The organism is Erwinia persicina NBRC 102418 (assembly GCF_001571305.1).
GTDB classification, from domain to species: Bacteria; Pseudomonadota; Gammaproteobacteria; order Enterobacterales; family Enterobacteriaceae; genus Erwinia; species Erwinia persicina.
The window spans coordinates 158,011-172,546 of the sequence record NZ_BCTN01000009.1 but is presented as its reverse complement, the minus strand read 5'-3'; the positions used below and the strand labels follow the sequence as shown (position 1 = coordinate 172,546).

The following is a 14,536-nucleotide window of genomic DNA, read 5'->3' as shown; positions in this document are numbered from 1 at the left end:
GTGAAGCTTCAACTGGTCGCCGTCGGCACGAAAATGCCTGACTGGGTACAAACAGGATTTATGGAGTATCTGCGTCGGTTTCCGAAAGATATGCCATTTGAACTGGTTGAAGTCCCCGCCGGAAAACGCGGTAAGAATGCGGATATCAAACGCATTCTGGAAAAAGAAGGCGAAATGATGCTGGCAGCCGCAGGTAAAGGTAATCGCATCGTTACGCTGGATATACCGGGCCAGCCGTGGGAAACCCCGCAGCTAGCCAGTCAACTGGAACGCTGGAAGCAGGATGGCCGGGATGTCAGCCTGTTTATTGGCGGTCCGGAAGGCCTGTCACCCGCCTGCAAGGCCGCGGCGGAACAAAGCTGGTCACTCTCAGCGCTGACCCTGCCCCATCCGCTGGTACGCGTTTTGGTTGCAGAGAGTTTGTATCGTGCATGGAGCATTACTGCGAATCATCCTTATCATCGCGAATAACAGATAAGGTTAACCGGACAGACAAAGCAGCGGATGAAATTACAACGTAACTCCTTTCGTGACTACACCGCCGAGCAGACGCTATTTGTTCGCCGGGCTCTGATTGCATTTTTTGGCATTATTGTGCTCTCCGGCGTACTGGTAGCAAATCTTTACCACCTGCAAATTATTCGCTTTGACGACTACAGAACCCGTTCCAACGAAAACCGTATCAAACTGGTTCCCGTCGCGCCCAGCCGCGGCATTATCTACGATCGTAACGGCATTCCGCTGGCGCTTAACCGCACCATTTATCAGCTTGAACTGATGCCAGAGAAAGTCGATAACCTGCAGCAAACCCTGCAGGAGCTGAAGCCGATTGTCGATCTGACCGACGAAGATATTGACGCATTTCAAAAAGAGCGTAAACGCTCGCGCCGCTTTACCTCGATTGCCGTGAAAACCAGCCTGAACGACGTTCAGGTGGCGCGTTTCGCCGTCAATCAATACCGTTTTCCCGGCGTTGAAGTCAAAGGCTATCAGCGCCGTTACTACCCTTATGGATCTGCGCTCACCCATGTGCTGGGCTATGTTTCCAAGATTAACGACCGCGATGTCGAACGCCTGGACAAAGAAGGCAAATGGCCAAATTACGCCGCAACCCATGACATCGGCAAGCTGGGCATCGAGCGCTATTACGAAGATGTACTGCACGGCAAAACCGGCTATGAAGAGGTGGAAGTCAACAACCGCGGCCGCGTGATCCGCCAACTGCATGAGCAGTCGCCCCAGGCCGGTCGGGATATTTATCTGACTATCGACCTGAAGCTGCAACAATACATTGAAACCCTGCTGGCTGGCAGCCGTGCAGCGGTCGTGGTAACCGACCCGCGAAATGGCGAAATCCTGTCGATGGTTTCGATGCCCAGCTATGACCCCAATCTGTTTGTCGATGGTATCTCAAGCAAGGATTACAACGGCCTGCTACACGATGAAAACCGTCCGCTGATTAACCGCGCCACCCAGGGGGCCTACCCTCCGGCCTCAACGGTTAAGCCTTACATTGCGGTATCGGCGCTGACCGCAGGGGTCATCACCCGCAACACCTCGCTGTTCGACCCAGGCTGGTGGCAGCTTCCCGGTTCAGAAAAACGGTTCCGCGACTGGAAACGCTGGGGACATGGCCGGCTGAATGTCACCAAGTCTCTTGAAGAGTCTGCGGATACCTTTTTCTATCAGGTCGCCTATGATATGGGCATCGACCGCCTGAGCGAATGGATGACCAAATTTGGTTACGGTCATCTGACGGGAATCGATCTGATCGAAGAGACGCCGGGTAATATGCCGACCCGCGAGTGGAAAATGAAGCGTTTTAAAAAGCCCTGGTATCAGGGTGACACCATTCCAGTTGGGATCGGCCAGGGTTACTGGACAGCGACTCCGGTTCAGATGAACAAAGCCCTGATGATCCTGATTAACGACGGCGTGATAAAGACCCCGCACTTGATGATGGATACCATGCAGGGGGGGGTGAAAGTGCCGTGGCGTCAGCCACAAAGTGCCCCTATCGCTGATATTCATACCGGTTACTGGGAAATTGCCAAAGACGGGATGTATGGCGTGGCTAACCGTCCGAACGGTACAGCACGTAAAAGTTTTCAAGATGCACCTTATAAAATTGCCGCCAAGTCCGGTACGGCACAGGTGTTTGGTTTGAAAGCGAACGAAACTTATAACGCCCATAAACTGACTGAACGTCTGCGTGACCATAAGCTGATGACAGCCTTTGCCCCTTATGATCATCCGCGCGTGGCCGTCAGTATCATTCTTGAAAATGGCGGCGCAGGGCCGGCAGTCGGCACCATCATGCGCCAGATCCTCGACCATATTATTCTTGGCGATAACAATACTAACCTGCCTGACGCTGCCCCCACGCCGCCAGGCTACGAAGGTGAATAACCGGTTATGAATGACAGCCATCAGAAAAAGACAATCTGGACCCGTATCCATATTGATCCCCTGTTTTGTCTGATCATCACCGCGCTGTTAGTTTACAGCGCGCTGGTGATGTGGAGCGCCAGTGGCCAGGATCCGGGCATGATGGAGCGCAAGCTGGGACAGATTGCCATGGGGGTGATCGTCATGCTGGTGATGGCGCAGATCCCACCGCGCGTCTATGAAGGCTGGGCACCCTATCTGTACATTATTTGTGTGATCCTACTGATTGCCGTCGATGCCTTTGGCCACATCAGTAAAGGGGCACAGCGCTGGCTGGATCTGGGCGTCGTCCGTTTTCAGCCGTCCGAGATTGCAAAAATTGCCGTACCGCTGATGGTCGCGCGGTTTATCAACCGCGATGTCTGTCCGCCAACATTGAAAAATACCGGTATCGCTCTGGTACTGATTTTTATGCCGACCCTGCTGGTGGCCGCGCAGCCCGATCTCGGAACCTCTATTCTGATTGCCGCCTCAGGGCTGTTTGTCCTGTTCCTGTCCGGCATGAGCTGGAAGCTGATCGCCGTCGCCGTGTTGCTGGTGGCTGCTTTTATTCCGATCCTGTGGTTCTTCCTGATGCATGACTATCAGCGTGACCGCGTGATGATGCTGCTCGATCCGGAAAGCGACCCACTTGGCGCTGGCTATCACATTATCCAGTCGAAGATTGCCATCGGTTCCGGAGGGTTGCGCGGTAAGGGCTGGCTGCATGGAACGCAGTCACAACTCGAGTTCCTGCCCGAGCGTCACACTGACTTTATTTTTGCCGTCCTGGCGGAAGAATTAGGATTAGTCGGCGTGCTGGTTCTGCTGATACTCTACGTGCTTCTGATTATGCGCGGCCTGACGATGGCCGCCCGCGCGCAGACAACCTTTGGTCGCGTGATGGCCGGTGGCATGATGCTGATCTTCTTTGTTTATGTCTTCGTAAACATCGGTATGGTCAGCGGCATTTTGCCGGTGGTTGGGGTACCGTTACCGCTGGTCAGTTACGGGGGTTCCGCGCTGATCGTTCTGATGGCCGGGTTCGGGATCATTATGTCGATTCACACCCATCGAAAACTGTTGTCGAAGAGCGTTTAAGAGGCACACACATGCGTAAGGATTGGCTTTGGATTGCCCTGGCGTCAGCAATGCTGGCTGCCTGTACTACTGACAGCGACCAGCAGGCGCCTGTCACCCAGCAGCAGGCGGTGTATAACGGCCCGGTTGTCGAAATCGGCGGTGCCGAGCCGCGCTATGAACCCATTAATCCGGGCACAAGCCAGGATTATTCGGTTAACGGCAAAAATTACAAAATCGTTAAAGATCCGTCAAACTTCAGCCAGGTTGGCCTCGCAGCCTGGTACGGTGAAGAAGCGAACGGCAACCGCACTGCCACCGGTGAAACCTTCGATCCGAACGCCATGACTGCTGCGCATCCGACGCTGCCGCTGCCAAGCTATGTCCGCGTCACCAACATCGCCAATGGCCGAATGATCGTCGTGCGTGTTAACGATCGCGGCCCCTATACCCCGGGACGGATTATCGATCTGTCACGCGCTGCAGGCGATCGTCTGAATATCTCTAACAACAGTAAAGTCCGCGTGGATTACATTAATGTGGCGCCGGACGGCACACTGTCGGGCCCGGGGACCATTGGCACGACAGTCGCGAAGCAGAGCTACGCCCTGCCTGCACGCCCGGAAATCGGCGGCGGCATGACGGTGATGGGCGGCGGCGCGGCGGCGGCGCCATCGTCAGCACCGTCCATGTCATCACAACCGGTACAGTATTCCAGCCCCCAGCCACAGGAAACCGACCAGCAAGCGTCGCGTCCGGTGGATAACAGCACGCTAACCGGTGGGGACAGTGCAACCGGTGCCCCGGTGCGCAGCAGTGGTTTCCTGGGCGCAGCACAGCCCTTACCGGGAGGAGTACTGGAGAGCAGTGAGCCGGTTTCAGCCGCGCCCGCCGCCGCCAGTGCCGCAGCAGTTTCCGCCCCTGCCGCTGCATCACAGCCTGCAGCCAGCAGTACCGGCGGCAACTATGTCGTGCAGGTTGGAGCCCTGAAAGATGGCCCACGTGCGCAAGCGCTGGCCACCAGCCTGGGTAAACAGTTTGGCGTACCTGGCTCTGTCGAAAGCAGCGGTAACGTCTACCGCGTTCAGCTTGGCCGCTTCACCTCCCGCCAGCAGGCTGCCGCATTACAGCAGCGCCTGGCTAGCGAGGCGCAGCAACAATCGTTTATTACCGTCGCACCTGGCTCAATGTAATCCTCTGCAGGCCCGCCTGATTTAGGCGGGTCGTCGCAGGATGATTTTGCTATAGTGAGTCACTTTTTATAACCTAGCCCATGGATGTTGTCGTCCTTACATGAACACTCTGAAGCCATCCCGACTGCTCAAACGCCTGACCACAGGCACACTTATCGCCCTCAGCCTCAACGTTGTTGCCTATGCTGACGACCTGAACATCAAAACCATGATCCCCGGCGTACCGGAGATTGATGCTGAAGCCTACGTTCTTATCGACTACAACTCAGGGAAGGTACTGGCCGAGAAAAATGCCGATGCGCGCCGTGACCCGGCGAGTCTGACAAAAATGATGACCAGCTATGTCATTGGCCAGGCGGTAAAAGCCGGTAAAATCCATCAGGATGATATCGTCACCGTTGGAAAAGACGCCTGGGCAACCGGCAATCCGGTATTTAAGGGTTCATCGCTGATGTTCCTGAAACCCGGCGATCGTGTGCCGGTTTCGCAGCTGACACGCGGCATCGTCCTGCAGTCAGGCAACGACGCCTGCGTGGCTATGGCTGATTATGTCGCCGGCAGCCAGGATGCGTTCGTGGGTCTGATGAATAACTACGTGAAAGCGCTTGGCCTGCAAAACACCCATTTCCAGACGGTGCATGGTCTTGATGCTGAAGGCCAGTACAGCTCCCCGCGTGATATGGCGTTGATTGGACGTGCGCTGATCCGTGACGTTCCGGACGAATATGCCGTTTACCACGAAAAAGAATTTACCTTTAACAATATCCGCCAGATGAACCGTAATGGTCTGCTGTGGGATACCAGTCTGAATGTGGATGGTATCAAAACCGGCCACACGGAGGCCGCCGGTTATAACCTGGTAGCCTCAGCTACCGAAGGTCAGATGCGTTTGATCTCTGCCGTCATGGGCGGTCGAACCTACAAAGGTCGTGAAACCGAGAGTAAGAAACTGCTGACCTGGGGCTTCCGCTTCTTTGAAACCGTTGCGCCACTGAAAGCGGGCAAAGAATTTGCCTCGGAGCCGGTCTGGTTTGGTAACAGCGACCGCGTACAGTTGGGCGTCGAGAAAGATGTCTTCCTGACCATTCCTCGTGGCCGGATGAAAGACCTGAAAGCCAGCTACACCCTGACCAACACCGAACTGCATGCTCCGCTGCAGAAAAACCAGGTTGTGGGCAGCATTAACTTCCAGCTTGATGGAAAAACCATTGAACAGCACCCGCTGGTCGTCCTGAACGAAATGCCGGAAGGCGGTTTCTTTGGTCGCATCGTCGATTATATCAAACTGATGTTCCACCACTGGTTCGGTTAATCTCCGCGTTTTAGCGCAGTTTGCCGTCTGTATGACGTGCCAGACGCTGCCTGCATGGGGGTCGGTCGCTGATCGCCCCCCACTTGAAATATCGCTGAAATATCCCCATATTGTTAGTATCTGTGAACTCCTGCTGCGGCAGGAGTACTTGTTTGTGTCACCGGAGTCCCTATGAAAACCAATCTTAAAGAACTGCTCGAATTCCCTACCTCTTTCACCTATAAAGTGATGGGTCTGGCACAACCGGAGCTGGTTGATCAAGTGGTTGAAGTCGTACAGCGTCATGCACCTGGCGATTACTCTCCGGACGTCAAACCCAGCAGTAAAGGTAACTATCACTCAGTATCGATTACCATTACGGCAACCCATATCGAGCAGGTAGAAACCCTGTACGATGAACTGGGTAAGATTGAAATTGTTCGCATGGTGCTGTAACCCTGACGTCGGTCGGGCAAGCTGGCTCTTGTCCTGCGCCGACGTTATACTGCCCCCCTCTTCAGTCAACCGGACCCTCCGTTTTGTCTCAAAATACCCTGATTGTACGCCAGCTCGGCATCCAGCCGTGGGCCCCCATCTCTCTCGCCATGCACCAGTTTACCGACCAGCGTAACGATGAGACACCGGACGAAATCTGGCTGGTCGAACACCTGCCGGTATTTACTCAGGGTCAGGCGGGAAAAAGTGAACATCTTCTTATGCCCGGCGATATTCCGGTGATGCAAAGCGACCGCGGCGGTCAGGTGACCTATCACGGCCCCGGGCAGCAAGTGATGTATGTGATGGTGAATCTGAAGCGTCGTAAAGTCGGTGTGCGTCAGCTGGTCACCGCCCTGGAGCAGACCGTGGTAGAGACGCTGGCACATTTTTCCGTCAGCGCCAGCGCTCGCCCCGATGCGCCGGGCGTTTACGTGGCAGGTAAAAAAATCTGCTCACTCGGGTTACGTATCCGGCACGGCTGTTCGTTTCACGGACTGGCCCTGAATGTCGATATGGATTTAACCCCCTTTCTGCGTATTAACCCCTGCGGCTATGCCGGGATGGAGATGACGCAGCTGTCGGCGCTGACCGCCGGTGTCAACCCCGATGATTTGCGCTCGCGGCTGATTGAGAATTTTGCCAGACAGCTGGCAATTCCTGACGTTTCCTGGAGCGAAAGTCCCCAACTCCCGTTAAGATAGGGAGATGCGAAAATTGATTTACAATTCTGTAACGCTTTCTCGCTCAGGCAGGCTGAATCTGTCCCGTGGAGATGATATAATTTTTTGCGCTTTTTCAAAAAAAGTTGAAAATCACCAACTCATTGAGTGTTCGCGGCTGTTTTAGCACCTACAGATTGCCGCAATCCAACCTGGAACCTGCAAGAATATGAGTAAACCGATCGTGATGGAACGCGGTGTTAAATACCGCGACGCAGACAAAATGGCACTGATCCCGGTGAAAACTGTGGTCACCGAGCGTACGGAGATCTTACGCAAGCCGGAGTGGATGCGTATTAAGCTTCCCGCTGATTCCAGCCGCATCCAGGGCATCAAAGCCGCGATGCGTAAAAATGGTCTGCACTCCGTCTGCGAAGAGGCCTCCTGCCCTAATCTTGCGGAATGCTTTAACCACGGTACGGCAACCTTTATGATCCTGGGCGCCATCTGCACGCGTCGCTGTCCATTCTGTGATGTGGCCCATGGACGTCCGATGACCCCGGATGCAAACGAACCCGGTAAACTGGCACAAACTATCGCCGATATGGCGCTGCGCTACGTGGTGATCACCTCCGTTGACCGTGACGATCTGCGCGACGGTGGAGCACAGCATTTTGCCGACTGCATCCGCGCCATACGCGAAAAAAGCCCGGCGATTAAAATCGAAACGCTGGTTCCTGACTTCCGTGGTCGTATGGATCGCGCTCTTGAAATCCTGGTTGATACACCACCGGATGTGTTTAACCACAACCTGGAAAACGTGCCGCGCGTTTATCGTCAGGTTCGTCCGGGTGCGAACTATGACTGGTCACTGAAGCTGCTGGAGCGTTTTAAAGAAGCGCATCCGGACATCCCGACCAAATCGGGCCTGATGGTCGGCCTGGGCGAAACCAACGCGGAAATCGTTGAAGTGATGCGCGATCTGCGTCGTCATGGTGTCACCATGCTGACCCTGGGGCAGTATCTCTCCCCAAGCCGTCACCATCTTCCGGTACAGCGTTATGTCAGCCCCGCAGAGTTCGATGAAATGAAAGAGGCCGCGTTGGATATGGGCTTCACTCATGCCGCCTGTGGCCCGTTTGTGCGTTCGTCTTATCATGCAGATATGCAGGCGAAGGGTTTAGAGGTCAAATAAACGACGGTGGGCTTCCGGCAGGCCCCCACCTCGGGCAAAAAAAACGGATGACTGTGTCATCCGTTTTTTTTGCCCGTCAGTCTCATTCTTTATGAGTAACCTGTCCGGCGGGTTTATCTTCTGTCGCCATTTTTTGCGCGGCGGAAGTGTCATCATTCATCGCCTTTTTGAACCCTTTGATGGCTGAACCTAAGTCTCCACCCAAAGTTCGCAACTTTTTGGTTCCAAATAACAGGACGATTAATGCGCCAACGATCAGCAATTTGGCGAGACTGATACCTTCCATACTTACCTTCTTTAATTAACCTGACCACCGATACTCGTGATAACGCGAGTAAACCGGAGGCTATTAACGCGCGCTTCGCGCGGCAATTCAACCGCAAGCTGTAACAAAAGGTGTTCAGGAGAGCTCAGGGCGCCCAAAGCGGCGATTAGCCAGCACCGGGAGTGCCCGGCGAACGTCAGCAATGCGTTCAGGGTCAATATCTGCCAGCACCAGCGCAGGCCCCTCTGCCGCTCTGACAATGGCCACACCAAGCGGGTCAACCACCAGACTGTTACCGATATTGCGTGGCCCGCACTCCCCGGCGGCCAGGACATAGCAGGTATTTTCCAGCGCCCGCGCGGTGACCAGCACTTCCCAGTGCTTCTCTTTCAGCGGTCCGCGCACCCATGCAGCGGGTAACACCAGCAGATCGGCACCATCCAGCACCAGACGGCGAGCCAGCTCAGGAAAACGGATGTCATAGCAGGTCATCAGCCCGACCTTCAGGCCATCCACCTCAACCAGTGGCGGTATCCTGTCGCCAGGGCTCACATGACGTGACTCCTGTACGGCAAAAGCATCATACAGGTGGAGTTTGTCATAACGCGCAAGGATGATGCCCCCACGGATGGCGACCAGTACGTTGAGTACACGCCCGTCCTCGCCCGGCACATGCAACGTCAGCACCGTGGTCAGGGTATTATCGCTGCTGGCAGCAAGCAGCTGGCTCATAAAGGGGCCATTCAGCGCCTGAGCAGATTTAACGGCCAGGTCAGGATCGTTAATATCCCTTGCCAGCACGGCCTCAGGTAACACCAGTAAGCGGACGCCCTGCTGTTCTGATTGTTGCATTAACGCGATGCAGGTATGCGCATTTTCCTGCCATTCACGACTGACGGCAAACTGCCCTAAAGCCACTTTCATCATTCAGTTCAGCTCTTTGATATGATAGCGCGGTGATTCACCGTAGCCTTCACGCGCATAGAACGCATTCGCTTTTTCACGGCGTTGATGGCAGTGCACTTCCATGCGGTCGCAGGCGCGCTCACGCGCGAGCCGTTCAGCATGCTGCAGCAGTTGCTGCCCGGCCCCTTTACTGCGCTCCCCCTCCGCTATACAGAAATAGCTGATCCTGGCAAAATCACCGGCCAGAGCCAGTTGAGGAATAAAATGCAGCGACAGGAAACCCAGTACCGTGTTGCCGTGTTCAGCGATAAGCAGACGTTCTGTCTCATCAACCATCAATTGTGCCAGACGACGCTCAATAAAGGGTTCCGTATCAGCGTACCCCAGTTCGGCTAACAGTGCGCTGAGGGCAAAGGCATCTTTCGATTCAGCCAGACGAATATTCATGGATCATTCTCCGCAGTGTGCCAGCAGCAGGGGTTAACAGGTAAAATTTCCTGTCTGAAGTTATAGCGTTAGCAAGGCACTCCCTGCAAGGAGCCAGATCACAGGGTAATGTTACAAAAGCTGATGAGTGTAAAAAATGCGCTTTTTATTATTCACGGCGGTCAATGTTAATGTTTCCTTAATACAGGCCGGGCAAACTGATTATCATCGAAATCGCTGAGATGATCGCCATGCACCTTCTTCCCCGTTGCCGAAATGAATATCTCGCCGTCCTGCTGACGGGCTCAGCCATCTTCGTCTGGCTGATACAGTATTTTATGCTTTAGTGGCCGTGCTTCACCTGAGCGCGGACAACAGGCAAAAAAAAACCCGCCTTCAGGCGGGTTTTTAAAATTCTGTCTGATAACTTAAATAGCGGCAACGTTAGCAGCAGATGGGCCTTTGGCACCGTTGGTGATTTCGAACTCTACGCGCTGACCTTCAGCCAGAGTTTTGAAACCATTGCTCTGGATGGCAGAGAAGTGAACGAACACATCTTTGCTACCATCTTCAGGAGTAATGAAACCGAATCCCTTGGACTCATTAAACCACTTAACGCTACCTTTGATCTTAGACATCTATATTACCTTTACATGAAAAATGGACACTAAACTGTGTCGGGGGTTAGTACAGCAATTGCCACGGCTTTTGTCCAGTAGCCGACGACGAAAAAGTGATAAATATCGCTTTTTTTTACCATACGACATTGTTATGTGCCCCCTTCTGGCGGTTAAAACTGCCAGCGTAACCAGGCAAAATAAACGTTACCGTTATTGTAAGTTCCTGGAATGTAAGTCATCTGGAAAGTAGCAGGGCCATAGCCGACAGACGCCAGGGGCAGGACCAACGGAATGGGAATATAGTTCCAGTTATCACGCATGGTCACCCCTGCAGTAAAACCTAAACCGAGATGAAAATCCGGATCGTTGATCGGCCGCCAGGTCTTTTCCCAGCCGTATCCACCGATCGGTTCCCATTTGTTATAGGAATCCTTAAACGCCATCAGGTAGATACCGTTCCAGTTGCCCTTCACGTCATAGCGAGAGATCCCACCGCCCGCGCCCCATGGGCGTTCATTGTATCGGTCGGTCTTTTCTTTGTCATACGTCCAGCGGTTATGCCAGGTAATGGCGGGAACATAGAGATCCACCGTTTGGGGCTCATTCCACGTCTGGCTGACGTTATCACTGAAGGTGCGCCACGTGCTGGCCACGCCGTTCATCAGCGTTGCCGCATGGGCATACCCCAGAGTCGTTCCGCCGAGCAATGTCGACAGAATTATGGCTGTTTTTTTATTCACGATGTTTTTACTGCTCCCTGGATGGTGGCGACTTGCAACATCCGCATTGTTTTGTCAGAAATTCTGACCAAATGTATTACTACTTCGATTAATCATTATATATAAGACAGTTAAACGTCCCATTAATCAGTGATGCCTGTCTGACAGGTGAACAGCGCTTTCTATTTTTTTATATTATATAACATATGGATATAAAAAAATATAATTGCACAACGGAAATATAACCTCAGGTGAACTCGCTAATATCAGGAATCCTGTTTCCAGAAAATAAGACTAATCTGCCCTCCTTAACTTTCCTGTTATCAATACCGAATACGGTAACTTGATGAAAATCATCATAATACTTAAAAAATGATGTTTCCAATACGGAAAAACCTTAACATAAAGCATCACAAATAAATAAAAACAATAAAAATCAATAGATTAACAGACATCGCACATTGCCATAATTAATAAATATTATTTATAGATCTCTGCGGAATTTTTGATAAGATATTTCTTATCCAATGCAGCTCAGGAAGAGTAGAGGTTATGAAAATGCTAAGGTGTGGCAGATGCGGAAGTACCAAATTCAAATTTACGACATCTGTGGATAATAATGACGAGCGGCACGGTGCCGTCTGCGCCGTTTGCCACAAGCGCCTGAATGCGCATGATACCTGTGACCAATCGGCCGAGAAAGCATCCTTAAGGTCGGCGGGTGAGGATCGACTGCCAAAAAGAACGGGGCCAGCCTGTCGCTGACCCCGTGTTTTGAAACAATGCAGTCACACCCTGTCTGCCTTCGATCAGAAAATGAGCTTAAACACGCCCGTAATCGTCAGCAGGCCGACGATGAAAATGATCGCAATAATCCAGAGAATAATTTTCATTCCTTGCCCTCTTCTCAATAAAAAAGTCACTACCACGTAGTGACTTAAGTATAGAAGAAGATTTCATTTTCGCGTCTGGTGTCGTGACTAGATCATCTGGGACAGCAGCCAGACCAGCACAAACCCCGTCAGCCCCATCGCCGTCGTCAGTACTGTCCAGGTTTTCAGGCCATCCGCCACCGACAGGCCAAGGTAGCGCGTCACGACCCAGAAACCGGCGTCATTGACGTGGGACAGCCCCAGCCCACCGAAGCAGGCCGAAAGCGTCACCAGTACCAGTTGCATATCACTCAGTCCGGTGACCGCCTGGGTCAGCAGTCCGCTGGTCGTCAAAATCGCCACCGTAGCCGACCCCTGAGAAGCGCGCAGCGCCAGGGAAAGAATAAACGCTGCGGGGATCAGCGGCAGGTGGATGGTCTCCAGCGACAGCGCCAGCGCATTGCCTACACCGGATTCGACCAGCACCTTACCAAAGGCTCCCCCTGCCCCGGCTACCAGAATCACCCCGGCTGAACCGGGAATCGCCCGATCGAGAAGCTCACTCAGTTTGTCTTTACTCCAGCCACGGCGCAGGCCTAACAGCCAGGCAGAGAGCGCAAGGGCAATGAGTAATGCAATGGCGGGTGTACCCACCAGGGTGAGAAGCTGCCGCAACATACTCCCTTCTGCTAACATGCTGTGTGCCAGCGTGCCCACGACGATCAGCACGATCGGCACGACAATCAGCGAGGAGATCAGCCATGCACCCGGTGGCGATACCGGGTTCTGGCGCGGGCTGCTCTCCGGTTTTGCCAGTTGGAGCTGCTCCAGCACATCAAGTGAGAGATGATACTGACGCCGGTTCATGCCCTTCGCAACAAAGTATCCCACCACGCCTACCGGCATCGACACGGCGATCCCCAGTAGCATCAACCAGCCCATATCAGAGCCTAACAGTCCGGCCGCCGCCGCCGCCCCTGGATGCGTCGGCAGTGCCACATGTACCGTTAACATTACCCCGGCCATGGGCAGACCGTATTTAAGCGGAGACACACGCGCGACTTTGGTAAAGCCATAAATCAGGGGAATAACGATGATAAACCCCACTTCAAAAAAGACAGGAATACCCAGAATAAACGCGGCCATCGTCAGTGCTGCAACCGTCCGTTTAACGCCCAGGGTGTGGGTGAAACGCTGCGCCAGCGACTCGGCACCGCCCGACGATTCAATAATTGCCCCCAGCATCGCTCCCAGCACAATGATAATGGTAATGGAGCCCAGCAGACCTCCCATTCCCGAGACAATGACTTTCATGATGTTATCGGCCGGAATACCGGTCGATATAGCCACCAGCAGGCTGACGACAATCAGCGCGACAAACGGATGAACCCTGGCTTTGATGACCAGTAAAAGCAGTATCAGCACGCTGGCGACAGCAATAGTGAGTAACAGGGCAGTAGACATCTTTTCAGCCTCACAGGATTTTAGTTATATACCGTGCTCTGCAGCACCGCTCTTTTCTTTCTTTCCCCGGCCTGCCGCCGGATTCAGGCAGCAAAAAGCCAGCGCTGCGTGCAGAACACGCAGCGTCAATGAAAACAACGCCATTATTTGTAAGCGTTAAACCAGCCCAGTCCTTCCAGAGTGGTGGTACGGGGGGAATATTCGCAACCGATCCAGCCGGTGTAACCACTGCGATCCAGCAGGTCGAACAACCAGGGATAGTTGATCTCGCCTTCATCCGGCTCATGGCGATCCGGCGCAGAAGCGATCTGAATATGATGGTACTGCCCGATATAGTCAGTGATCAGATGGCTTAAGTTGCCATCCACCCGCTGGGCATGGAAAAGATCGAGCTGGCTGAATACCCCCGGCCGATCGATTCGTTTAATTATCTCCAGCACCTGATACTGACTGGCGTAGAGGTAGTGGGGTTTGGTCACCGGGTTCAGGGCTTCGAGCAAAATACGCACTCCGTGTGGAGCAAACTTCCCGGCAGCATAGCGTATGTTATCAATGAAGGTGCGGCAGTAAGCCTCACGGTCGGCGCCCTCCGGGACGACGGCGGCCATGATATGTACCTGGCGGCAGTTAAGTGCTAACGCATACTCCAGAGCACGGTCAATATCCTGGCGGGCATCGGCTTCACGGCCAGGGATCGCTGCAACGCCCCACTCTCCTGCCGCCGTATTGCCCGGGGCCGTGTTAAATAACACCAGCTCAAGATGATGACGCGCTAAGGCCTGCCTGAGCACCCCGGCCTCATGATCGTAGGGAAACAGAAATTCCACCCCCTGAAAACCCGCTTCTGCCGCCGCGTCAAAACGCGATAAAAAGGGCAGCTCAGTAAACATCATGGAAAGATTGGCAGCAAACTTAGGCATA

The 14,536-nt window shown here is 53.6% G+C and carries 16 protein-coding genes; 8 read left to right on the top strand and 8 right to left on the bottom strand.

The genetic code is table 11. The annotated features are described in order from the left end of the window. The 8 genes from rlmH (at position 1) to lipA (ending at position 8,343) form a co-directional block, all read left to right on the top strand. Positions 1-471 carry a 23S rRNA (pseudouridine(1915)-N(3))-methyltransferase RlmH gene (gene rlmH / locus EPE01S_RS12170; RefSeq protein WP_062745326.1) on the top strand — a complete coding sequence of 157 codons (471 nt, stop codon included), beginning with the start codon at positions 1-3 and terminating at the stop codon, positions 469-471. Between the two features lie 33 nt (positions 472-504). After that, complete coding sequence (gene mrdA, locus EPE01S_RS12165) at positions 505-2,409, top strand: peptidoglycan DD-transpeptidase MrdA (protein WP_062745324.1); 1,905 nt, start codon at positions 505-507, stop codon at positions 2,407-2,409. 6 nt (positions 2,410-2,415) lie between these two features. Further along, positions 2,416-3,528 carry a peptidoglycan glycosyltransferase MrdB gene (gene mrdB / locus EPE01S_RS12160; protein WP_062745322.1) on the top strand — a complete coding sequence of 371 codons (1,113 nt, stop codon included), beginning with the start codon at positions 2,416-2,418 and terminating at the stop codon, positions 3,526-3,528. 11 nt (positions 3,529-3,539) lie between these two features. Continuing rightward, on the top strand, positions 3,540-4,700 hold the full coding sequence (gene rlpA, locus EPE01S_RS12155; protein ID WP_062745320.1) for an endolytic peptidoglycan transglycosylase RlpA: 1,161 nt from the start codon (positions 3,540-3,542) through the stop codon (positions 4,698-4,700). A 100-nt stretch (positions 4,701-4,800) separates the two neighbouring features. Then, positions 4,801-6,012, top strand: coding sequence for a D-alanyl-D-alanine carboxypeptidase DacA (dacA, locus tag EPE01S_RS12150; RefSeq protein ID WP_062745318.1), 1,212 nt, complete (start codon positions 4,801-4,803; stop codon positions 6,010-6,012). A gap of 171 nt (positions 6,013-6,183) precedes the next feature. Further along, entirely contained in the window at positions 6,184-6,447 is a 264-nt protein-coding gene (gene ybeD, locus EPE01S_RS12145; RefSeq protein ID WP_062745316.1) for a DUF493 family protein YbeD, read from the top strand. Between the two features lie 83 nt (positions 6,448-6,530). Further along, on the top strand, positions 6,531-7,190 hold the full coding sequence (gene lipB, locus EPE01S_RS12140; protein ID WP_062745313.1) for a lipoyl(octanoyl) transferase LipB: 660 nt from the start codon (positions 6,531-6,533) through the stop codon (positions 7,188-7,190). A gap of 187 nt (positions 7,191-7,377) precedes the next feature. After that, on the top strand, positions 7,378-8,343 hold the full coding sequence (gene lipA / locus EPE01S_RS12135) for a lipoyl synthase (protein WP_062745311.1): 966 nt from the start codon (positions 7,378-7,380) through the stop codon (positions 8,341-8,343). Positions 8,344-8,425: 82 nt separating this feature from the next. On the opposite strand, the gene tatE is transcribed toward lipA, so the two are convergent. The 8 genes from tatE to EPE01S_RS12100 all read right to left on the bottom strand — a co-directional run bounded on the left by tatE (position 8,426) and on the right by EPE01S_RS12100 (position 14,535). Then, on the bottom strand, positions 8,426-8,629 hold the full coding sequence (tatE, locus tag EPE01S_RS12130) for a twin-arginine translocase subunit TatE (RefSeq protein ID WP_062745309.1): 204 nt from the start codon (positions 8,627-8,629) through the stop codon (positions 8,426-8,428). A 114-nt stretch (positions 8,630-8,743) separates the two neighbouring features. Next, positions 8,744-9,532: a deaminated glutathione amidase gene (locus EPE01S_RS12125; RefSeq protein WP_084344201.1), complete on the bottom strand. Its 789-nt coding sequence runs from the start codon at positions 9,530-9,532 to the stop codon at positions 8,744-8,746. Between the two features lie 3 nt (positions 9,533-9,535). Continuing rightward, complete coding sequence (locus EPE01S_RS12120; protein WP_062745305.1) at positions 9,536-9,961, bottom strand: GNAT family N-acetyltransferase; 426 nt, start codon at positions 9,959-9,961, stop codon at positions 9,536-9,538. Between the two features lie 407 nt (positions 9,962-10,368). Then, a complete protein-coding gene (gene cspE / locus EPE01S_RS12115; RefSeq protein ID WP_004156612.1) occupies positions 10,369-10,578 on the bottom strand; it encodes a transcription antiterminator/RNA stability regulator CspE in 210 nt (69 codons plus the stop codon). 152 nt (positions 10,579-10,730) lie between these two features. Further along, positions 10,731-11,300: a lipid IV(A) palmitoyltransferase PagP gene (gene pagP / locus EPE01S_RS12110; RefSeq protein WP_062745302.1), complete on the bottom strand. Its 570-nt coding sequence runs from the start codon at positions 11,298-11,300 to the stop codon at positions 10,731-10,733. A gap of 788 nt (positions 11,301-12,088) precedes the next feature. Next, positions 12,089-12,172, bottom strand: coding sequence for a small membrane protein YohP (locus tag EPE01S_RS24170; protein ID WP_017346848.1), 84 nt, complete (start codon positions 12,170-12,172; stop codon positions 12,089-12,091). An 87-nt stretch (positions 12,173-12,259) separates the two neighbouring features. Further along, positions 12,260-13,615: a GntP family transporter gene (locus EPE01S_RS12105; protein WP_062745299.1), complete on the bottom strand. Its 1,356-nt coding sequence runs from the start codon at positions 13,613-13,615 to the stop codon at positions 12,260-12,262. A gap of 143 nt (positions 13,616-13,758) precedes the next feature. After that, the gene (locus EPE01S_RS12100) at positions 13,759-14,535 is read right to left on the bottom strand and encodes an HPr family phosphocarrier protein (protein ID WP_062745297.1); all 777 of its coding nucleotides are present in this window, start codon (positions 14,533-14,535) and stop codon (positions 13,759-13,761) included. Between the last annotated feature and the right edge of the window lies 1 nt (position 14,536).

What these genes read in the sequence shown, in the direction of transcription:
- mrdA (WP_062745324.1), top strand. Translation starts at nt 505, where the DNA reads ATGAAATTACAACGTAACTCCTTTCGTGACTACACCGCCGAGCAGACG.
- mrdB (WP_062745322.1), top strand. Translation starts at nt 2,416, where the DNA reads ATGAATGACAGCCATCAGAAAAAGACAATCTGGACCCGTATCCATATT.
- rlpA (WP_062745320.1), top strand. Translation starts at nt 3,540, where the DNA reads ATGCGTAAGGATTGGCTTTGGATTGCCCTGGCGTCAGCAATGCTGGCT.
- dacA (WP_062745318.1), top strand. Translation starts at nt 4,801, where the DNA reads ATGAACACTCTGAAGCCATCCCGACTGCTCAAACGCCTGACCACAGGC.
- ybeD (WP_062745316.1), top strand. Translation starts at nt 6,184, where the DNA reads ATGAAAACCAATCTTAAAGAACTGCTCGAATTCCCTACCTCTTTCACC.
- lipA (WP_062745311.1), top strand. Translation starts at nt 7,378, where the DNA reads ATGAGTAAACCGATCGTGATGGAACGCGGTGTTAAATACCGCGACGCA.
- tatE (WP_062745309.1), bottom strand. Translation starts at nt 8,629, where the DNA reads ATGGAAGGTATCAGTCTCGCCAAATTGCTGATCGTTGGCGCATTAATC.
- EPE01S_RS12125 (WP_084344201.1), bottom strand. Translation starts at nt 9,532, where the DNA reads ATGAAAGTGGCTTTAGGGCAGTTTGCCGTCAGTCGTGAATGGCAGGAA.
- EPE01S_RS12120 (WP_062745305.1), bottom strand. Translation starts at nt 9,961, where the DNA reads ATGAATATTCGTCTGGCTGAATCGAAAGATGCCTTTGCCCTCAGCGCA.
- cspE (WP_004156612.1), bottom strand. Translation starts at nt 10,578, where the DNA reads ATGTCTAAGATCAAAGGTAGCGTTAAGTGGTTTAATGAGTCCAAGGGA.
- EPE01S_RS24170 (WP_017346848.1), bottom strand. Translation starts at nt 12,172, where the DNA reads ATGAAAATTATTCTCTGGATTATTGCGATCATTTTCATCGTCGGCCTG.
- EPE01S_RS12105 (WP_062745299.1), bottom strand. Translation starts at nt 13,615, where the DNA reads ATGTCTACTGCCCTGTTACTCACTATTGCTGTCGCCAGCGTGCTGATA.
- EPE01S_RS12100 (WP_062745297.1), bottom strand. Translation starts at nt 14,535, where the DNA reads ATGCCTAAGTTTGCTGCCAATCTTTCCATGATGTTTACTGAGCTGCCC.